The 19,449-nt window shown below is 70.5% G+C and carries 15 protein-coding genes; 9 read left to right on the plus strand and 6 right to left on the minus strand.

Annotation, left to right across the window (positions count from 1 at the left end):
• The first annotated feature begins 12 nt into the window (after positions 1–12).
• Positions 13–402, plus strand: coding sequence for a DUF3817 domain-containing protein (locus IEY55_RS01755; protein ID WP_373289947.1), 390 nt, complete (start codon positions 13–15; stop codon positions 400–402).
• A gap of 89 nt (positions 403–491) precedes the next feature.
• On the opposite strand, the gene IEY55_RS01760 is transcribed toward IEY55_RS01755, so the two are convergent.
• Positions 492–1,004 (minus strand): MarR family winged helix-turn-helix transcriptional regulator, encoded by a 513-nt coding sequence (locus IEY55_RS01760; RefSeq protein WP_189053107.1) that lies wholly within the window; start codon positions 1,002–1,004, stop codon positions 492–494.
• A gap of 109 nt (positions 1,005–1,113) precedes the next feature.
• On the opposite strand from IEY55_RS01760, the gene IEY55_RS01765 reads away from it, so the two are divergent.
• From IEY55_RS01765 to IEY55_RS01775, 3 genes are all read left to right on the plus strand, one after another.
• Positions 1,114–1,416, plus strand: a complete 303-nt coding sequence (locus IEY55_RS01765) for an MTH1187 family thiamine-binding protein (protein WP_189053340.1) — start codon at positions 1,114–1,116, stop codon at positions 1,414–1,416.
• Between the two features lie 145 nt (positions 1,417–1,561).
• The gene (icmA, locus tag IEY55_RS01770) at positions 1,562–3,295 is read left to right on the plus strand and encodes a coenzyme B12-dependent isobutyryl-CoA mutase large subunit (RefSeq protein WP_189053109.1); all 1,734 of its coding nucleotides are present in this window, start codon (positions 1,562–1,564) and stop codon (positions 3,293–3,295) included.
• Positions 3,296–3,427: 132 nt separating this feature from the next.
• Positions 3,428–4,408 carry a tetratricopeptide repeat protein gene (locus tag IEY55_RS01775; RefSeq protein WP_373289948.1) on the plus strand — a complete coding sequence of 327 codons (981 nt, stop codon included), beginning with the start codon at positions 3,428–3,430 and terminating at the stop codon, positions 4,406–4,408.
• 174 nt (positions 4,409–4,582) lie between these two features.
• Here IEY55_RS01775 and IEY55_RS01780 read toward each other — a convergent pair whose 3' ends face one another.
• Complete coding sequence (locus IEY55_RS01780; RefSeq protein ID WP_189053111.1) at positions 4,583–6,085, minus strand: neutral zinc metallopeptidase; 1,503 nt, start codon at positions 6,083–6,085, stop codon at positions 4,583–4,585.
• Between the two features lie 210 nt (positions 6,086–6,295).
• Between IEY55_RS01780 and IEY55_RS01785 the strand changes: the two genes are divergently transcribed.
• The 3 genes from IEY55_RS01785 to IEY55_RS01795 all read left to right on the plus strand — a co-directional run bounded on the left by IEY55_RS01785 (position 6,296) and on the right by IEY55_RS01795 (position 9,629).
• Positions 6,296–6,901, plus strand: coding sequence for a DUF6230 family protein (locus tag IEY55_RS01785; protein WP_189053113.1), 606 nt, complete (start codon positions 6,296–6,298; stop codon positions 6,899–6,901).
• A 354-nt stretch (positions 6,902–7,255) separates the two neighbouring features.
• Entirely contained in the window at positions 7,256–8,602 is a 1,347-nt protein-coding gene (locus IEY55_RS01790) for a DUF6114 domain-containing protein (RefSeq protein WP_189053115.1), read from the plus strand.
• Positions 8,603–8,768: 166 nt separating this feature from the next.
• Positions 8,769–9,629, plus strand: coding sequence for a S1 family peptidase (locus IEY55_RS01795; protein ID WP_189053117.1), 861 nt, complete (start codon positions 8,769–8,771; stop codon positions 9,627–9,629).
• Between the two features lie 129 nt (positions 9,630–9,758).
• On the opposite strand, the gene IEY55_RS01800 is transcribed toward IEY55_RS01795, so the two are convergent.
• The 4 genes from IEY55_RS01800 to IEY55_RS01815 form a co-directional block, all read right to left on the minus strand.
• On the minus strand, positions 9,759–11,141 hold the full coding sequence (locus IEY55_RS01800) for a neutral zinc metallopeptidase (RefSeq protein ID WP_189053118.1): 1,383 nt from the start codon (positions 11,139–11,141) through the stop codon (positions 9,759–9,761).
• A 249-nt stretch (positions 11,142–11,390) separates the two neighbouring features.
• Entirely contained in the window at positions 11,391–11,807 is a 417-nt protein-coding gene (locus IEY55_RS31845; RefSeq protein WP_229685847.1) for a hypothetical protein, read from the minus strand.
• Between the two features lie 34 nt (positions 11,808–11,841).
• A complete protein-coding gene (gene glgB / locus IEY55_RS01810) occupies positions 11,842–14,043 on the minus strand; it encodes a 1,4-alpha-glucan branching protein GlgB (protein WP_189053120.1) in 2,202 nt (733 codons plus the stop codon).
• A gap of 10 nt (positions 14,044–14,053) precedes the next feature.
• Positions 14,054–16,024, minus strand: coding sequence for a maltotransferase domain-containing protein (locus IEY55_RS01815; RefSeq protein WP_189053346.1), 1,971 nt, complete (start codon positions 16,022–16,024; stop codon positions 14,054–14,056).
• 315 nt (positions 16,025–16,339) lie between these two features.
• On the opposite strand from IEY55_RS01815, the gene IEY55_RS01820 reads away from it, so the two are divergent.
• Positions 16,340–16,513, plus strand: coding sequence for a hypothetical protein (locus tag IEY55_RS01820; RefSeq protein ID WP_189053122.1), 174 nt, complete (start codon positions 16,340–16,342; stop codon positions 16,511–16,513).
• Positions 16,514–16,564: 51 nt separating this feature from the next.
• Positions 16,565–19,117 (plus strand): alpha-glucan family phosphorylase, encoded by a 2,553-nt coding sequence (glgP, locus tag IEY55_RS01825; protein WP_189053124.1) that lies wholly within the window; start codon positions 16,565–16,567, stop codon positions 19,115–19,117.
• Positions 19,118–19,449 lie beyond the last annotated feature (332 nt).

A 19,449-nucleotide genomic window follows, 5' to 3' on the forward strand; every position in this document is an offset into this window, starting at 1 on the left:
TGCCTACGCCTCGTGTCGGTCCTGGCGACGTGGGGCGGACGACCACCGCGCACCGAAGGGAACGCCGTGCTCTCCGTGTTGTCGCTGCCAGCCACCCGGTTCCGCATCATCGCCGTCGCCGAGGCGCTGTCCTGGCTGGGCCTGCTCACCGGGATGCTGTTCAAGTACGTCGTGGCCAGCAACGAGATCGGGGTGAAGATCTTCGGCCCCATCCACGGCGCGTTGTTCCTGATCTACGTGTTGATCGCGCTGTCGGTCCGGGAGCCGCTGGGCTGGGATCGGCGCACCACGATCTGGGCGCTGGTGGCGAGCGTGCCGCCGCTGGGCACGGTGGTCTTCGAACGCTGGGCCACCCGTAAGGGTGGCATGGGGGAGCCGGTCCCGGAGCTTGCCCACGACTGATCGTGGGGACCGGACAGGTTGGTCGGGTGTTCCCGGCTCCGGCCTGGCGGACCTGGGCAGCTCGGACTCCCGGCCGATGTGGCCGGACCTCACTGTGGCTCGGTGAAGTCGCCGGCGGCGCGGCGGACCTTGGCCAGCAGGCCGGTGAGCTGTTCGGTCTGCCGTTCCGTCAACCCGGGCAGCCCGAAGTTCACGTCCGTGACCGCCTCGGTCGCCCGCTTCATCAGGTCCCGCCCGCTGTCGGTGATCTCCACCAGTGTCGTGCGCCGGTCGGTGGGGTGCCCGGTCCGCCGTACCAGACCGTCCCGCTCCAGCCGGTCGACGATGTTGGTGACGCTCGTCGGGTGCAACTGCAGCCGCTCACCCATGACCCGCATGGGCAGGCTTCCGCGGCGCGAAAAAACCAGCAGCACCAACGCCTCGTAGCGGGCGAACGTCAGCCCCAACGGGCGCAGCACCTGGTCCACGGCCGAGAGCACGATCTGCTGCACCCGCATCACGCTGGTGACCGCCGCCATCGTGCCGGCCGGTCCGATCCGGTCCTGCCACAGCTCGGTGGCACGGGCGATCGGGTCGAACGGCAGTGGGCGGTGGGCCGTCATGACACACGACGCTATCAGCGAGGATCACGATGAGCGTACGGGTGACACCCCGCGGCTGACCCCGGGCCGCCCGCACGCCCAGCTTGATCGACTATCTCGGGAGGAAACGTTGCTCGTCGCCTTCAGCGTGTCGCCCCTGGGCGGGGAGTCGGAGAGCGTCAGCGAGGCGGTCGCGGACGCCGTGCGCGTGGTCCGCGAGTCCGGCCTGCCCAACGAGACGACCGCGATGTTCACGACCATCGAGGGCGAAACCTGGGACGAGGTGATGGACGTCGTGCGCCGCGCCGTGGAGGCGGTGCAGGCCCACGCGCCCCGCGTGAGCGTGGTCCTCAAAGCCGACATCCGCCCCGGCCACGGCGGGCAGCTGCAGGCGAAGGTCGAGCGCGTCGAGGAGCACCTCGACCGCTCCTGACCTGCGGTCCCGTCGCTACGGGGAGCCCCGCCCGGCGTCCGCGGGCGCATCCACCCGGGTGAGTGACCGTGGCCACACTGGCAGCAAATAGTAGGAAGTCCTACCATCGGGGGACCGACGGTGGTCCCAGCCGAGGGGGTCAGTGATGCCCGTTCCCGGATACGACCCGGAGTTCGCCGACATCGAGGCTGGTCGCGAGCGCTGGCGACAGCGTTACGCCGAGGCGCGGGCCGCCGGGCAGGTGCGCGACGCCGACTTCACCACCCTGTCCGGGGCCGAGGTCGAGCCGGTCTACGGCCCGGCCCCCGGCGAGACCGTGCGCGACTTCGAGCGGATCGGCTGGCCCGGCGAGTTCCCCTACACCCGTGGCCTGCACGCCACCGGCTACCGGGGCAGGACCTGGACCATCCGGCAGTTCGCCGGATTCGGCAATGCCGAGCAGACCAACGAGCGCTACAAGATGATCCTGGCCCGGGGCGGGGGCGGCCTGTCGGTCGCCTTCGACATGCCCACGCTGATGGGCCGGGACTCCGATGACCCGCGCTCGCTCGGCGAGGTCGGCCACTGCGGCGTCGCGATCGACTCCGCCGCCGACATGGACGTCCTGTTCCGCGACATCCCGCTGGAGCAGGTGACCACCTCGATGACCATCTCCGGCCCGGCCGTGCCGATCTTCTGCATGTACCTGGTTGCCGCGGAACGGCAGGGCGCCGACATCGGCAGGCTCAACGGCACCCTGCAGACCGACATCTTCAAGGAGTACATAGCGCAGAAGGAGTGGCTGTTCGCCCCCGAGCCGCACCTGCGGCTGATCGGCGACCTCATGGAGTTCTGCGCGCACCGCATCCCGGCGTACAAGCCGCTCAGCGTGTCCGGCTACCACATCCGGGAGGCCGGCGCGACGGCCGCCCAGGAGCTGGCCTTCACCCTCGCCGACGGCTTCGGCTACGTCGAGCTGGGGCTCTCCCGCGGGCTGGACGTCGAGAAGTTCGCCCCCGGGCTGAGCTTCTTCTTCGACGCCCACGTGGACTTCTTCGAGGAGATCGCCAAGTTCCGCGCGGCCCGCCGGATCTGGGCGCGCTGGATGCGCGACGTCTACGGCGCCCGGACGGCCAAGGCACAGTGGCTGCGGTTCCACACCCAGACCGCCGGGGTGTCGCTGACCGCCCAGCAGCCGGACAACAACGTCGTGCGCACGGCCGTCGAGGCGCTGGCCGCCGTGCTCGGCGGCACCAACTCGCTGCACACCAACGCGCTGGACGAGGTGCTGGCGCTGCCCAGCGAGCGGGCCGCCCAGATCGCGTTGCGCACCCAGCAGGTGATCATGGAGGAGACCGGCGTCACCAACGTGGCCGACCCGCTCGGCGGCTCCTGGTACGTCGAGGCGCTCACCGACCGCGTGGAGGCCGAGGCCGAGCGGATCTTCGACCGGATCAAGGACATGGCCCGGCTGGCGGTGCCCTCCGGCGAGCACCCGGTCGGTGAGATGACCTCGGGCATCCTGCGCGGCATCGAGGACGGCTGGTTCACCGGCGAGATCGCCGACGCCGCCTTCGCCTACCAGCAGGCGCTGGAGAAGGGCGACAAGCGGATGGTCGGCGTCAACTGTCACACCGACTCGTCCTCCGACGACCTGGAGATCCTGCGGATCAGCCACGAGGTCGAGCGCGAGCAGCACCGGGTGCTCGGCGAGCGGCGGGCGCACCGCGACCGGTCGACCGTGGAACGCACGCTGGCCGAGATGGTCGAGGTCGCCCGCGGCGACGGCAACCTGATCGAGCCGATGATGGCCGCGGTGCGGGCCGAGGCGACCCTCGGCGAGATCTGCGACGCCCTGCGCGCCGAGTGGGGCGTGTACACCGAGCCGGCCAGGTTCTGAAGGCGCCCCGCGGGCCCGCGGGCAGGGTCGGCCGGCGCCCCTCCCCGGGTCCGTGCCGGCATCGTCGCAGGCGGGAGGCGGGTGATCGGACCGGCCGACGGGCGAGGTGCCGTCCGTGCCAAGATGGAGGGCGTGACGAGGCCCGACCCACGTCAGCAGTCCGCAGCCGCGTTGTCCGCCGCCTTCTCCGGCGCGGTCGACCTCTCGGCCGTGAAGGCCAGGGCGGAGGCCGCCCGACAGGCGGCCGCCCAGCCCGCGCCCGCGGCCGGCGAGGCCGTGCCCGCACCGGGCTCGGCCGTGGTCGATGTCACCGAGGCCAACTTCCAGCAGGAGGTTGTCGAGCGCTCCATGCAGGTGCCGGTGGTCGTCGACCTCTGGGCCACCTGGTGCGGCCCGTGCAAGCAGCTCTCGCCGGTGCTGGAGCGGCTGGCCGCCGAGGGGCGCGGCGCCTGGATGCTGGCCAAGATCGACGTCGATGCCAACCCACGCATCGCCCAGCTGTTCCGGGTGCAGTCGGTGCCGACCGTGATCGCGATCGCGGGCGGCCAGCCGATCGACGCCTTCAGCGGTGCGCTGCCCGAGCCGCAGGTCCGGCAGTGGATCCAGGCGTTGCTGGACGCCCTGCGCGAGCAGATGCCCGGCATCCGTGCGGCCGAGGAGGGTGGTGGTGCCGAGGGTGCGGAGGTCGCCGCCGAGGTGCCCGAGGACCCGCGGTTCGTGGTCGCCGAGGAGGCGCTGGAGCGCGGCGACCTGGCCGCCGCGGAGGACGCCTACCGCAAGATCCTGGACGTCGAGCCGAACAACGCCGACGCGAAGGCCGCGCTGGCCCAGGTCCGGTTCGAGTTGCGGGCGGCGGCCGCCGACCCCACCGCGGTGCAGCGGGCCGACGGCCACCCCGAGGACGTTGACGCCCAGCTCGCCGCGGCCGACGCCGAGATCGCCAGCCAGCGGGTGGAGGAGGGCTTCCAGCGCCTGGTGGGCGTGGTGAAGCGCACCTCGGGCGACGAGCGCAACCGGGTTCGCGAGCACCTGGTCGGCCTGTTCGACCTGTTCCCGGCGGACGACCCGCGGGTGATCGCCGCGCGGCGCGCGCTGGCCAGCGCCCTGTTCTGACCTGGGCTTGTTGGTGCCGTCTCCGGTGTTCGCCGGGGACGGCACGATCTTGCTCCGCAGCCCGTGTAGGGCCGGTACGACTCGATCGAAGACCGGTTGGGAGCGGCACACCCGGTGCACCCGGGTGTGCCGCTCCCCGCGTTTTCCGGTGCGCTGACCGCACACAACGCCACCTCAGTTGAAGCGCTCGCTGCACGGACCGAGTCCGTGCATGAAGCCGACCCGCAGCGCCTCGACACGGGCGAAACCGGAGGGCACGACGTGGCCGTCGACGTCGGCCGCGATCAGGCTGTTCTTGCCGAGCAGTTCGGCCACGGCCTCGTCCAGGTCACCGGGGGAGATGCGGACGTTGCCGATGGGGTTGCGCTTGTTGAGCGGATGCTGCAGGAGCTGGCCCGCCCACGAGCCGACCATGCACGCGGTTCGCAGGCCCGCCGCGTCTCCCCGCAGGTTCGCACCGGTGGCTTCCTGCACCGCCAGCACATATCGCGACGCGACCTCGCCATAGGCGGCGAAGTCGCCGATGCCACCGCCCTGTCGTTCACCCTTCTTCGGAGGGGTCCCAATTCGAGTCAGTTCCCGCATATCGAGCGAGATCGTGTTACTACCCGGGCAGTAGGCAGCCGGCTTCGTGGGTTTCGCGTCGGAACAGGATGCGGAGCCACTACCGAATGTGGGCCGTGGCGCGCCGGTGTCCCGGAACGCCTCGTGCAGGCTCTTTTGCACCTCCCGCAAGCCTGCCTCGTCGACGGGCATGTTGCCACCGGCCCGCTTGTCCGTGGGCGTCCCGAACGGCAGCTCGGTGATGCGCGAGTGCATCTCCTGCACGCCCATGCGTGCGCACCGCACGGGCCCCTCGCCGAAGCCGATCTGGAAGGCGCTGATCCGGTCGAACGCGCTGCCGTGCGCGCCCTGCTTCTGGTAGGGCGTGCCGACCTGGTCGCGGATGAAGAACAGCGATGCCAGAACCTGGTTGAGGCCCGCCCCGGTGGAGATCTGGAAGCGCGGCGCCCGGCCCTCGGCCACGTGCCGGAAGAACGATCCGGCGTAGCAGTCGGCCTGCTGCTCGGACACGATCGTCGGAGTACTGGGCGTGATCCGCGCGTCCTCCGGGATTCCGGTGGACGCGGCCGCCCTCGCCAGCCGGTGCTGGACGGCGTGGCCCATCTCGTGGGCCAGCACGGTCACCACGGCCATCGACCCGAACTGCTTGTCCAGCATGGGAAGCAGCTCACCGCGGTCCCAGGCGATGGTGTCCTCGGGCGGGCAGTAGAACGCGTTGACCTGCCCCGAGGTGGAGGTGCGACAGGTCCGCACGCCCTTCCCGCCGGAGTCGTAGGACAGCAGCCGCGCCAGCGGTTGGTACTCCACCCGGAAGTCGGAGCGGAAGCGTTCCTTCCAGAAGTCCTGGATATCGGCCACCGCGTTGACGGCGAGCCGGTCCATCTCGCCCCGGTCCCCGTTGGTCACCGGCAGGTCGGCGTCGGGAGCCCCGGGCCGGGGGCCGCTCGGTCCGTCGTGGGCCTCGAGCCCGGCGACCGACGCCGGGTCGATCCCGCCGACCGCGCGCGGGGTCCCGGTAATCCGTTGCCCGGCGCAGCCAGCGGCCACCAGTGCCGTCACCGTCGCGAGCAACACGACCACCGCCCGTGGGAAACGGGCCGTCACCAACGTCATCCGAACGTTCCCATCCTGATCACTGGTAGGGGATCACCCTGACACACGTGCGGGTGAGAACTTACTGGTCTGCTCTTCTCCAGTGACCCGACTTGCTCCAACTGGCGGCTTGGCCGACGAGGAGAAAGCGAAGACGCTTCAGCTCTACTTCCCGGTAACCACGTCCGTGCCGTCGCGGGACGGGGCCGGGAACGCGGGAAGGAGTGGACGATGGTCACGGAGACCAAAACCGGCCGCACCCGCTGGCTGCGGTTCGGCGCCGTCTTCGGCGGCACACTGGTCGCCGCCGGTGTGCTGTTGACCGGGATCGCGGAGGGCACCCTCAACGCCTCCTTCGCGGTCTCCGGCACCAGTTTCAAGGCATCGGCCAACGAGATGCGCGGCTACGGTTACGCGCAGTACGGCGACATCGACAAGGAACTCGGGGACAAGAAGGCGCATCCCGTCGCCGTCAACGCCATCAAGCGTGCGGAGCTGGACAACTTCTGCCAGTCCGTCGTGGTGCCGGCGCCGGTCATCGGCGACGTCACGATGCGCATCGAAGCGCCGGGTACCAAGGGCATGAAGGCGGAGAATTTGCTGCTCAACGCCGAGAGCATCAAGGGCAACCTGTCGCTGAAGAACGCCGAGATCGGCCGTGACGCCAGCACCCTGAACAAGGGCGCGGGCAAGGGGCAGCCGGGTTCCTTCGGCCTGCAGGCGGACGAGGTCACTGTCACGAGCCTCCGGCAGACAGCCTGGAGCACGACCGCGTCGACGCTGTCGTTCGACGGCATGAGCCTGGGGTTGACCATGGGCAAGAACGAGTGCTTCTGAGAACGGCCCCACCCGCTCCGTGCCGTCCGGCCCGGCCGGCCGGACGGCACGGGGAGCACCCGAAGGACGACCACACGTGAGCTACCCCACCACGGCCCGAGCCGGGCTACTCCCGCCCGCGTCCCGGCGTGAGGTTCGTGCCGCACCAGCGATTCCGGACACCACCCGGGGTGTCGTGTCCCGTCCCAGCTCCCCGGACCTCACGTTCCGCCGGCTGGGCGGCCCGCGTCCTTCCGTTGGGACCGGGGGCGCACTCCCCTGTGGCCAGCCTGTTTTCCGCAGCCCCGCCGGTTCGGATCGGGTGCGGCTCCGTCGCGCCACCGCAACCCGGGAGCTGTGTCGAGAGGAGGTCCGATGAGCACCGACACCACCCGGAGCGATGCTTTCCCGGTGCGGGCCTGGCGCTGGTTCCGCGGCTGGCGGCGCACCCGCCCGTTCTGGGCCGGTCTCTTCCTCGTGTTGTCCGGCATCGTGGTGATCGCCCCGGCCTACCTCACCCTCCGGATCGGCAACCTGCTGTTGTCCATCAGCACCATTGCCGGGGCGTCCTCGCTGCTCATCGGCGTGTTGCTCATCGTGTGCGGGCTGTCGGTCTGGATCCGGCCCCAGTTCCGGATCTTCGCCGGGGTCGCCGGCGTCGTCCTCGCGCTGGTCTCGGTGGTGACCGCGAACCTCGGCGGCTTCCTGCTGGGCCTGCTGCTCGGTCTGCTCGGCTCCGCACTCGCGGTGTCGTGGATTGACACCCCGAAGCCTGCCACCCCACGACGAAGGTCCACCAACCCGGGTGGGACTGTGGACCAGCCGGCAGGGGAGCACAGCGACACGGACCCGCCCACCAAGCCGATTCCCATCCAACAGCCCACCACGGAGCAGGTGGTGACCGAGACGATTCTCGATGCCGGGGAGCAGTCGACCTCGCCCAACGGAAAGCCGGGCCAGCACCGCCCCTCGCCCGGCCCGCGCATCCCACCCACCGTGACGGTGCTCGGTGTGCTCGTCACGAGCGGTGCCGTCTTCCTTGCCGGCAGCACACCACCGGGAACCGCTACGGCCGCCCCCACATCGTCGGCCGCATCCGAGTCGAGCACCCCCGCAGACTCGGCGAGCGCCACCGCGAACCCTGGCCCTACCCCGTCCAGCACTCCGAGCATCACCCCGACCAGCCCCAGCTCGCCAAGCAACTCCACGACGACCACGCTGACACCCAGCAGCGAGCCGCCCACCAGCTCGCTGCTCCCCAGCGGCCCGCCACCGCCCACCGTGGCCGCCGATCCCAACCTCGTCGCGGTCAAGCCGGTCACCATCACCGCCGCCAAACTTCGGCTCACCGGCTCGGTCTTCGAAGGCATCGCGGAGTTGCCCACCGTCAAGGGAACGAAGCGGGCGCTCGCCTTTCGCGCTACCGGTATCGACCTCACCGACATGGTGATGAGTTCAGCTGCTGGGAACGGGCGGAAGCTCGTGGTCCGATCGGGCAAGGGCAAGACAGCCACGGTGCGCGGAAACATTCGGCTCTACACGGAGCGGCTGAAGGGCACGCTCGTGCTCGGCGGGATCATCAGGGCTCCCGTCGACTTCAGCCCGGACCACCCGCCGCCGTTGGTCCTGCCCAACCTGACCTTCGAGAACGTCACCGTGGTCAACGCCAAGCAGGCCGGGGGAGACCTGGACATCCCCGACGCCACGATTGCGTTCGAATAGCGGGAAAATGCGCTCCGTGATACAACGGTGACCCGCTGGTTGATGGCCACCGTTCATAGCGGTGGTGACTCAATGCGCGTCATCTATCGCGCACCGCATTAGCTGAACCGTGCTGTGATCCGGCTCGTTCTCGGGTTGGGGGGTACCCGAAAGAGACGGAGAAAGCATGAAGACACGAACCCTGCTCGTGAGTCTTCTCGCTGGCGCAGTGGTGGCCGGTGGCATCGCCGCCATCCCCGCCCTGCGCGCGCAGGACCCGGCAGGCCCGGCCGCCGCCGCGCCCCAGCGGGCCGCCGTCGCGAAGCTGGCCAAGGCCAACGACGCGACACCGTTCATCGTCAACGGCCAGCCCGCCACCGAAGCACCGAGCTTCATGATCTCGTTGCAGAGCCCGCAGGGGCACTTCTGTGGCGCCAGCCTGATCTCGGACCGGCTGGCCGTCACCGCCGCACACTGCGTCGTCGAGATCCCGCCGCAGGCGGTCCAGTCCGGCGAGGTCAAGGCCCGGGTCGGCACCCTCGACAACACCCGCGGGGGCACCCTCGCGACCGTCGGTCGGATCATGCTGCCGCCGAACGCCGCCCCGAACGGCGGCGACATCGCCATGGTGCAGCTGCGCCAGCGGGTGCAGCAACAGCCGATCCGGATCGCCGACCAGGTGGGCCGGCCCGGCACGCCGACCCGCATCATCGGCTGGGGACAGACCTGTCCCCAGCCAGGTGGGTGTGGAACCCCGCGCCGGCTCCAGCAGCTGGACACCCAGGTCGCTCCCACCGGGCAGTGCCGCGGCGGTGGCGTGGTCGGCCGCACCGAGATCTGCGTCGGAAGCCCCCGCGGCACCGGTGCCTGCTTCGGCGACTCGGGCGGCCCGATGGTGCAGCAGGTCAACGGTCGTCTGGAACTGATCGGTGCCACCAGCCGCAGCGGTAACGGGAACGAGCGCTGCGCCACGGGACCCGCGATCTACACCAACGTGGTCGCGTTCAAGTCCTGGATCCAGCGGACCGCCGGCCAGCTCCAGCGCTGAGCCGGCGCGCGGGAGGGTCGTCCAGGGTGGTACGCCGCACGCCCAGGACGACCCTCCCCGGTAGCCGGTTCCGCCGTGGGCAACGCGATGTGTTGTTGCAGCGCTCGATCCGGGTCGACCGGGGGCTTCCTAGTTCAGGCCGCACGCCTTGGGGCCGTTGAGCGCGCCGTCGCGGAAGACGTCCACCCGGTCGAAGCCGGAGTCGATCCCCCTGCCCCACAGGTCGCGGGAGGCGTAGTCGTCGGCGAGAAGAACCTGGACCGCCTCGTCGAGATCTCCGGGAGAGAGACCGAAGCCCTCGCGTCGCGCGGCAATGGCTCCGGTATAGGCACCCGCAAGGCAGAGCGCGGTCCTCCCCGCGTCATCGCCGTCCGCCCGACGCCCCAACGCCACCAGGCTCGCCATCCCATAACGGCTCGCGAGCAGGGTTCCCGTGGCGTAGTCACCGATCTGCTTGTGCAGCTCAGGTAGGATATCGCTGGTATCGAGCTCGATACTGCGCGTGTTCGGACAGAAGGCAACCGGGCCCTGCCTGCCACCCTCGCAGCCAGGCACCCCGCGTGTCGCCCGGATTGTCGGCTTCTCCCAGGCTTTTCCACGCTCGGACAACAGGCTGGCGAAATAGCCGTCGAGGTCGTCGCCGACCGACTCCACGATCCGTCCGAAGTCGAGGTTGCCGCCGGTGGCACGGTCCTCGAAGCTGGCGAAGCTCGTTTGCGTGAACGTGCGATTGTGCACGGTCATCCCGGCGCACAACTTCGGTCCCTGCCGAAAACCGTCCTGGAAGGCCGAGACCCGGTCGAACGCGTTGCCGTGGGCCCCGGAGTCCGCACGGGACGTGCCGACCGGGTCGCGGAACGTGATCAACGCGCCAAGGGCCGAGTCGAGCTGCTCGCCGGTGATCCGCAGATGCGGCGCCTGGCCATCGGAAACCCAACGGACGAAGGCTCCCGCGTAGCAGTCGGCCATCGCCTCGGTGAGGATCGTGGGATAGCGCTGGGGCTGCTCCCGCTGCTCGGCAACGCCGATCCCGGCCCGGTGATGCACGGCATGTCCCAGCTCGTGCGCGAGCACGACGACCACCGCCGCGTCGCCGAACTCCTCCCGCAGCACGGGCAGCAGGGCGGCCCGGTCCCAGGCGATGGCGTCCTCACCCGGGCAGTAGAACGCATTCCCCTCGACCTCGGCGGCCTTGCTCGTACACGGTGCCGGGCGGGCGGTCCGGCTGTTGGTGTCCACCGAGTAGAAGCCGCCGCGCAGGTCCCGCCAGGGCTTGCCGAACGTGGGCTCGAACCGTTGCCGCCAGAACTGGAGGACGTCGGTCACGGTGCTCGCCGCGAGCCGGTCGGTCGGGCCGCCGTCCGTGCCGTGGACGAAGAAAGGGTCGACCTCGCCCCTGCTGACACCGTCGCCGGCAACCGGCGTTCCGGGGACGGTCGCCGCGCATCCGGCGCCGAGCAGGGCAGCCACCAGTGGCCCGGTGACGCGCCACCACCCTCGCCTCCGACTCATCCCGTCATTGTGCCGCGTCCGCCGGCTCGCTCCCCGTGAAGCCGACCCGACCGGCCCTTCGGCCATCGAGACGGTGTCGGGAAGCGGCCTGGCGGACCAGCCTCGGCGTGCCCGACATGTCGCTTGTCCTGCCCGAAGGCCCGATACACGCGGGTGCCGGACGGCGTGCTCCCGCCCCGGCACTTCCGGAACTACACCGCCTACCGCTGGTTCGATCCCCTGCGCTCCGGACGGCAACTCTGAGCGGAGCTACGGACGAGAATCCTGGCTCTCCGCCCGGGCCTTTTCGACCAGCTCCGGGTAGTCGTCCTCAAGATCCGACACGTGCAGCAGGGAGATTGACCACGGGATCGGGCACGGCGGCGCGTGGTCGGGGTCAGGGCACAGCATTCTCGCGGTGAGCTCCTTGACCTCTTCCGCCTGCTGCTCGGTCGCATAGATGCCCAGTCGAACCTCCCAGACCGTGGAGCCTTCAGACATCACGTCCCCTGTTCCGGAAGGTATAAGGGGGACGACCCGAGCCGTCTCCACCTCGACGCCGACGCTATCAGATGCGCCTTGCGCCGGAACCGGTTCGTGCGGGCCGTGGTCCGGCCGGCGCTGCGGGTACCCCGCAACGACACGTGCGGGACCGTTGCCCACGGCCACAACCGGCGCGATCTCCATCACTGCACCACTGCTCCCGACCAGCCCACGGGCCTCACTCCTCGCCGGCCGGCACGAAGTAGACGGCGGCAAGCGGTGGCACGGTGATGACCGCCGAGGCAGGCCGGCCGTGATGGGGTTCCTGCCGGGCAACCACGAACTCGCCGTTGGTGACCCCGGATCCGCCGAACTCCCGGGTGTCGGTGTTGAACAGCTCGCGCCATCGTCCAGCCTGGGGCAGAGCGAGCCGGAAGTCCTCGTGGGTGATCCCCGCGAGGTTCACCACACAGGCAACCACCGAACCATCAGCGCCCCAACGCAGGAAACTCAACACGTTCCGCGCCGCGTCGCGGTCGTCGAGCCAGGAGAAGCCCTCGGGCGCGGTGTCCTGGGTGTAGAACGCGGGGCGCTCCCGGTAGACGCCGTTGAGCACACGCACCATCCGCTGGATACCGCGGTGGTAGTTCATGCCGCCGTGTTCGTCCAGCAACTGCCAGGCGATCGATGTCGACGCGGACCATTCCCATGGCTGCCCGAACTCGCTACCCATGAACAGCAACTGTTTGCCCGGATGCGCCCACTGATAGCCCAGGAGCGCACGGACGCCGGCAGCCTTCCGCCACGCATCACCAGGCATGCGCTCCCACAGCGAGCCCTTTCCGTGCACGACCTCGTCGTGCGACAGCGGCAGGATGTAGCTCTCGCTCCACGCGTACAACATCGAGAACGTGATCTCGTCGTGGTGGTACGAGCGGTGTACCGGGTCACGCTTCAGGTATTCCAGCGTGTCGTGCATCCACCCCATGTTCCACTTGAAGCCGAAGCCGAGTCCGTCCTCGTCGGTCCGCCGCGTGACACCGGTCCACGCGGTCGACTCCTCGGCGATCATCGCGATCCCGGGGTGCCGGCGGTATGCCGTCGCGTTGAGGTCCTTGAGGAACTCGATCGCCTCCAGGTCCTCCCGACCGCCGTACGGGTTGGGCACCCACTGCCCTTCCTCCCGCGAGTAGTCGAGATAGAGCATCGAGGCGACCGCGTCCACCCGGAGCCCGTCGATGTGGAACTCGTCGAGCCAGTACAGCGCACTCGCAATGAGGAAGTTGCGCACCTCGGTGCGTCCGTAGTTGAAGACCAGCGTGCCCCAGTCGGGATGCTCCCCGCGCTGCGGGTCGGCGTGCTCGTACAGCGGGGTGCCGTCGAATCGGGCCAGTGCCCACTCGTCCCGCGGGAAGTGCGCGGGCACCCAGTCCAGCAACACCCCGATGCCGCGCTGGTGCAGATAGTCGACGAAGTAACGGAAGTCGTCGGGGGTGCCGTAGCGCGCGGTGGGTGCGTAGTAGGACGTGACCTGGTAACCCCAGGAGCCACCGAACGGATGCTCGGCGACCGGGAGCAGCTCTACGTGCGTGAAGCCCATCTCGGTCACGTAGTCGGCGAGATAGTGGGCCACCTCGCGGTAGTTGAGCCCCGGCCGCCAGGAACCCAGGTGCACCTCGTAGATGCTCACCGGCTCCCGCCACAACTCCGCGCGCCGCCGACGCTCCATCCACTCGTCGTCGCTCCACAGGTAGGACGAGGTGTACACGACGGACGCGGTCGCCGGGGGCATCTCGGTGGCGAACGCCATGGGATCGGACCGCTCGTGCCAGTTCCCGTCCTCGCCCAACAGCCGGAACTTGTACCGCGCCCCGGGCTCGACCTCGGGCACGAACAGTTCCCAGATCCCGGAGGAGCCCATGGACCGCATCGGGAAGGCCCGACCGTCCCAGTAGTCGAAGTCGCCGCACAACCGCACGCCCCGCGCGTTCGGCGCCCACACGGCGAACGCGGTGCCGCTGACCGTGCCGTGCTCGGTCTCGTAGGAGTGCTCGTGCGCCCCCAACGCCTCCCACAGCCGCTCGTGCCGGCCCTCACCGATCAGGTACAGATCCAGCTCGCCCAGCGTGGGCAGCCATCGGTACGGGTCGTCAACCGTGCGGACCTCCACGCCGTACCGCAGTTCGAGCCGGTAGTCACCGGGCGGGGCCGGAACCACACCGCAGAACAGGCCGCCGGGATCGACCTGAACGAGCTCGTGCCGTTGGCCGCTGGGCAGCACCACGGCGACCGCATCGGCGTGCGGGCGCAACGCGCGGACGACCATGCCGTCCGGGTGCGCGTGCGCGCCCAGCACCGAGTGCGGGTCGTGGTGCGCGCCGGCCAACAGTCGCGCGACGGTCGGCCTGTCCGGCGGACAGTCGTCCACTGTGGACATCATGGGAGTCACCTCAGCGGGGTTGGACGGAGACGACGTGCGCCACCGCCCGGTGCGGCTCCAGCTTGACGTAGTTGGCCGCGCCCCAGTCCCACTTGTCGCCGGTCACCTCGTCGCACGCGAAGAACCGCTGGTGCCACTCCATGCCGAGGGCGGGAAGGTCGAGGTACAGGGTCGCCTCCTGGGTACGGTGCGGGTCCAGGTTCACGACGCAGACGACGGTGTCCCCGGTACCGGGGTCGGCCTTGGAGTACGCGATGATCGCATCGTTGTCGACGTCGTGGAAACGCAGGGTGCGCAGCTGCTGCAGGGCGGGGTGCGCGCGCCGGATCTCGTTGAGCCGGGTGATCCACGGTTCCAGGGAGCGGCCGTCGGCCCGCGCACTGCCGAAGTCCCGCGGTCGCAGCTCGTACTTCTCCGAGTCCAGGTACTCCTCGCCGCCCGGCTCGCGCGGAACGTGCTCGCACAGCTCGAAACCGGAGTACATGCCCCAGCTCGGCGAGAGCGTCGCGGCCAGTGCGGCACGCAACGCGAACAGGGCGGGCAGCCCGCTGTGCAACGACGCGTGCAGGATGTCGGGGGTGTTGACGAAGAGGTTCGGCCGGGCCTCGTCGGCGTGCTCCACCAGGTCGCGCCCGAACTCCATCAGCTCGTACTTGCTGTTGCGCCACGTGAAGTACGTGTAGTTCTGGTGGAAGCCGAGCCGTGCCAGGCCGTAGAGCCGTGCGGGGCGGGTGAACGCCTCGGACAGGAAGAGCACGTCCGGGTGGTCGCGGCGGATCTCGCCGAGCAACCGGTGCCAGAAGTCGGGCGGCTTGGTGTGCGGGTTGTCGACCCGGAAGATCCGCACGCCGTGGTCGATCCAGTGCGTCACCACCCGCCGTATCTCCTGGTACAGCCCCTCCGGGGCGTTGTCGAAGTTCAACGGGTAGATGTCCTGGTACTTCTTGGGCGGGTTCTCGGCGTAGGCGATCGTGCCGTCGGGTCGCGTGGTGAACCACTCCGGATGTTCCCGCACCCACGGGTGATCCGGTGCGCACTGCAGGGCCAGATCCAGTGCGACCTCCATACCCAGTGCATGAGCCCGGGCCACGAACTCGCCGAAGTCCGTGAGCGTGCCCAGCTCGGGGTGCAGGGCGTCGTGTCCGCCCTCGGCCGACCCGATCGCCCACGGCGAGCCGACGTCATCGGGCCGGACCGCCAGGGAGTTGTTGCGCCCCTTGCGGTTCACTCGGCCGATCGGGTGAATCGGCGGCAGGTACACCACGTCGAAGCCCATCTCCGCGATGCGGTCCAACTGCCGCACAGCCGTGCGGAAGGTGCCGTGCACCGGGCGCCCGCGGGCGTCCCAGCCGCCGGTGGAGCGCGGGAACAGCTCGTACCAGGCGGAGAAGAGGGCTCGTGGGCGGTCGACCCAGACCGGGTACTGGCGGCCCTTGGTCACGAACTCGCGCACCGGGTGCTCGTACATGACCCGGTTGACGCGGAACTCCAGCGCCGGGCCCACCCGGTCCGCCAGCCGGCGCCCGGTGTCGCGCAACGCCGCCGCCGCGTCGATCAGCCGCGCCCGGTCGGCCCTGCGGTCCGGGCGGCGGGCGACCCGGTCCAGCAGGCGCGCGCCCTCCTCCAGATCGTTGGCCAGCTCGGCGGCGCCCTGGCCGGCGGCCAGCTTGGCCTCCACCGCCCGCCGCCAGCTCGTCCAGGGATCGCCCCAGGCGTCGATGCGGAAGGTCCACGGGCCGGGCCGGTCGGGCACCACCGTGGCCACCCACCGGTCCAGGCCCTCGCCCTCCGGGGTCATGCGCACCCGCTGGGCGACGCGGTCGCCCGGGCCACGCCAGACCACGGTCGCGGCGACCGCCGCGTGGCCCTCGCGCCACACCGTGGCCCGCACCGGAACGTGCTCGCCGACCACCGCCTTGGCCGGGTAACGACCACAGGCGACCACCGGGGACACCTCGTCGAGACCCAGCCGGCCGCTCACCGCGATCCCGCCCTCCGTCACGTAACGTGCTCGGACGGTGACAAGTCTGCCGTGCCCCCCGATGCCCCGTTCCAGTGGCCCCCGCTGCCCGGCACCGCCACCGGGAAACCGGTGGTCGTCCGCCGTGACCAGGGACCACAGGAGACGCCGCACCCAGCCAGAATGACCGGGACATCCGGGGCGCGCTTCTCGAGCGCCTTCCCCCGAAGGTGTGGGTTAGCAGCCGATCTCGGGTGATGGCCGCCTTCCCACCGGTCGGCCGTCGATCGTGGCGAAACACTCGGTGTGATCGTGGCCGCCCACGGGGGAGGGGCCTTGCTCCCGGACCCTTCCGACGGCTCGTTTGTCGTGGTCACGGGCGGTGCGGACCCGGCCAGCGGCCGGTGGGCGCACGCGGAGGGGCCGGCCCGCGGCCCCCACCTGATCGCACCGTGGCGGTTCAGCACCGTCCCGCCGCGGGGACCTCCGACGCTGCTGGACGTGATCTAGCCCGATCGCCTGGCAGCAGGTGACCCGGTGGGAGTCGTAGGCTCCGCCTCCGTGAGAGCAGTACGCCGCTTCACCGTGCGGGCCCACCTGCCCGAGCAGCTGGCCGCGCTGGGCACGCTCGCCACCAACCTGAGGTGGACGTGGCACCCGCCCACGCAGGACCTGTTCGCCGCCGTCGACCCCGAGGTGTGGGAACGCGTCGGCGGCGACCCGCTGCGCCTGCTCGCCGAGGTGCCGGCCGAGCGGATGGCCGGGCTGGCGCGCAACGAGAACTTCCTGGCCCGCACCCGGGCGCTCGCCGACGACCTGCGCCGGTACCTGACCGGGGCACGTTGGTACCAGCGGCGGCAGGAGGAGGAGCCGGGCCTGCCGGCGGCGGTGGCGTACTTCTCCATGGAGTTCGGCGTCACCGAGGCGTTGCCCAACTACTCCGGCGGGCTGGGCGTGCTCGCCGGGGACCACCTCAAGGCCGCCTCCGACCTGGGCGTCCCACTGGTCGGCGTGGGCCTGCTGTACCGGTCGGGCTACTTCCGGCAGTCCCTGTCGCTGGACGGCTGGCAGGTCGAGCACTACCCGGTGCTCGATCCGCGCGGCCTGCCGCTGGAGCCGCTCACCGAGCCCACCGGCGCGCCCATCCAGGTGCACGTGGCCATGCCCGGTGGCCGGGTGCTGCGTGCCCGGATCTGGAAGGCCCAGGTGGGCCGGGTGCCGCTGCTGCTGCTCGACTCCGACCTGCCGGACAACGACCCCGACCTGCGTGGTGTCACCGACCGCCTCTACGGCGGCGACCAGGACCACCGGATCCGGCAGGAGATCCTGGCCGGCATCGGCGGCGTGCGGGCGGTGCGCACCTACTGCGAGCTGACCGGGCACCCGCAGCCGGAGGTCTTCCACACCAACGAGGGCCACGCGGGGTTCCTCGGCCTGGAGCGCATCCGGGAGCTGGTCACCGGCGAGGGCCTGGACTTCGAGCAGGCCCAGGTGGCGGTGCGGGCCGGGACCGTGTTCACCACCCACACCCCGGTTCCGGCCGGTATCGACCGCTTCCCGGTGGACCTCGTGCGCCATTACTTCGGCAGTGGCGTGTCGGACGGCCTGCTGCCGGGCGTGCCCGCCGACCGGGTGCTCGCACTCGGCGCCGAGGACAACCCCGGCATGTTCAACATGGCGCACATGGGACTGCGGCTCGCCCAGCGCGCCAACGGGGTCTCGGCGTTGCACGGCCGGGTCAGTCGGGAGATGTTCCACAAGCTGTGGCCGGGTTTCGACGTCGACGAGGTACCGATCGGCGCGGTGACCAACGGCGTGCACGGCCCCACGTGGGCCGCCCGGGAGATCAGCAAGCTGCTGGGTGAGTCCGAAGTGGACAGTGGGGTGGGGTTGCGGGGCTTCGAACCGGTGACCGACTCCCTGCTGTGGGAGCTGCGGTGTGCGTTGCGGACCCGGCTCGTGGAGGAGGTGCGGCGCCGGGTCCGCCAGGCGTGGCTGCAGCGCGGTGCCGCCGCCCTGGAGTTGGGCTGGACCGACTCGGTCTTCGACCCCGAGGTGCTCACGGTCGGTTTCGCGCGTCGCGTGCCCACCTACAAGCGGCTCACGCTGATGCTGCGCAACTCGAACCGGCTGCGCCAGCTGCTACTGGACCCCGAGCGACCGGTCCAGCTCGTGGTGGCCGGCAAGTCGCACCCTGCGGACGAGGGCGGCAAGGCGTTGATCCAGCAGATCGTGCGGTTCGCCGACGATCCGGCGGTGCGCCACCGCATCGTCTTCCTCACCGACTATGACATGCAGCTTGCCCGGTACCTGTACTGGGGCTGTGACGTGTGGCTGAACAACCCGCTGCGCCCGCTGGAGGCATGTGGCACCTCAGGCATGAAGGCGGCCCTGAACGGCGGGCTCAACCTGTCCGTCCGGGACGGCTGGTGGGACGAGTTCTACGACGGCAGCAACGGGTGGGCGATCCCGACCGCGGACGGCGTGGGCGACCCGAACCGACGCGACGACCTCGAGGCGGCGGCCCTGTACGACCTGCTCGGCTCCCAGGTCGCGCCGCTGTTCTACGACCGCGGCGAGGACGGCGTGCCCAACCGCTGGATGTCGATGGTCCGGCACACCCTGGCTTCGCTGGGGCCGCGGGTGCAGGCGTCCCGCATGGTGCAGGAGTACGTCGAGTCCTACTACCTGCCGGCGGCACGCTCGGCGGCGGCCGTCCGTGACGAGGGGTTCCGCGGTGCGAAGGACCTTGCCGAGTACCGGGCGCGTGTGCAGTCGGCGTGGAACCGGGTGCGCGTGCTGGACTGCGACATGTCGGTCAACGGTGCCCAGGCCCCGGTGCTGGGCGCGCCCGTGACGGTGCGGGCCCGGGTGGAGCTGGCCGGGCTGGATCCGGCCGAGGTGGACGTCCAGGCGGTCGTGGGTCGGGTGGACGACGCCGACGAGCTTCGGAACGTGGTCACGGTGTCGATGGTGCACACCGATGCCGGCGAGTACGTGGCCGAGGTGCGGCTCCCGCACACCGGTGCGGCCGGTTTCACCGTTCGCGTCCTGCCCCGGCACGCGTTGCTGGGCACCCCGGCCGAGCTGGGCCGCGTCGTCCTCGCCCGATAACCGGCTCACGGGCGGGAGTCGGCCGGCGAGCCCTGTGATGACCTCTAGGCGGGTGTCGTGAGCCTCGAGCGCAGACGGGACACCGCTTCGCGGATGTTCCGGCCGTATGCGTCGTCCGGGAGAACGTGCAGCCGGCCCTCCGCCTGTTCGAGGTGGCTCTGTGCCCGGTCGTGCTCGCCGAGCAGGTGGTGATCCTCGGCGAGGTTGAGGTGGAGCGAGGGCGGCCCGGTCCGCGGGCAGGCGGAGCAGCCGGAGCAACATCCACCCGGTCGACGTGGAACCGGCGTTCTCCCGGGGCAACAACGCATACGCCAGCGTGGCCAGAACACCGG

The organism is Longimycelium tulufanense (assembly GCF_014645795.1).
Lineage (GTDB): Bacteria > Actinomycetota > Actinomycetes > Mycobacteriales > Pseudonocardiaceae > Longimycelium > Longimycelium tulufanense.

Excerpts from the sequence above, each read along its gene's own strand:
- IEY55_RS01795 (WP_189053117.1), top strand. The coding sequence starts at position 8,769 with ATGAAGACACGAACCCTGCTCGTGAGTCTTCTCGCTGGCGCAGTGGTG.
- IEY55_RS01785 (WP_189053113.1), top strand. The coding sequence starts at position 6,296 with ATGGTCACGGAGACCAAAACCGGCCGCACCCGCTGGCTGCGGTTCGGC.
- IEY55_RS01800 (WP_189053118.1), bottom strand. The coding sequence starts at position 11,141 with ATGAGTCGGAGGCGAGGGTGGTGGCGCGTCACCGGGCCACTGGTGGCT.
- IEY55_RS01790 (WP_189053115.1), top strand. The coding sequence starts at position 7,256 with ATGAGCACCGACACCACCCGGAGCGATGCTTTCCCGGTGCGGGCCTGG.
- IEY55_RS31845 (WP_229685847.1), bottom strand. The coding sequence starts at position 11,807 with ATGGAGATCGCGCCGGTTGTGGCCGTGGGCAACGGTCCCGCACGTGTC.
- IEY55_RS01780 (WP_189053111.1), bottom strand. The coding sequence starts at position 6,085 with ATGACGTTGGTGACGGCCCGTTTCCCACGGGCGGTGGTCGTGTTGCTC.
- glgB (WP_189053120.1), bottom strand. The coding sequence starts at position 14,043 with ATGATGTCCACAGTGGACGACTGTCCGCCGGACAGGCCGACCGTCGCG.
- IEY55_RS01760 (WP_189053107.1), bottom strand. The coding sequence starts at position 1,004 with ATGACGGCCCACCGCCCACTGCCGTTCGACCCGATCGCCCGTGCCACC.
- icmA (WP_189053109.1), top strand. The coding sequence starts at position 1,562 with ATGCCCGTTCCCGGATACGACCCGGAGTTCGCCGACATCGAGGCTGGT.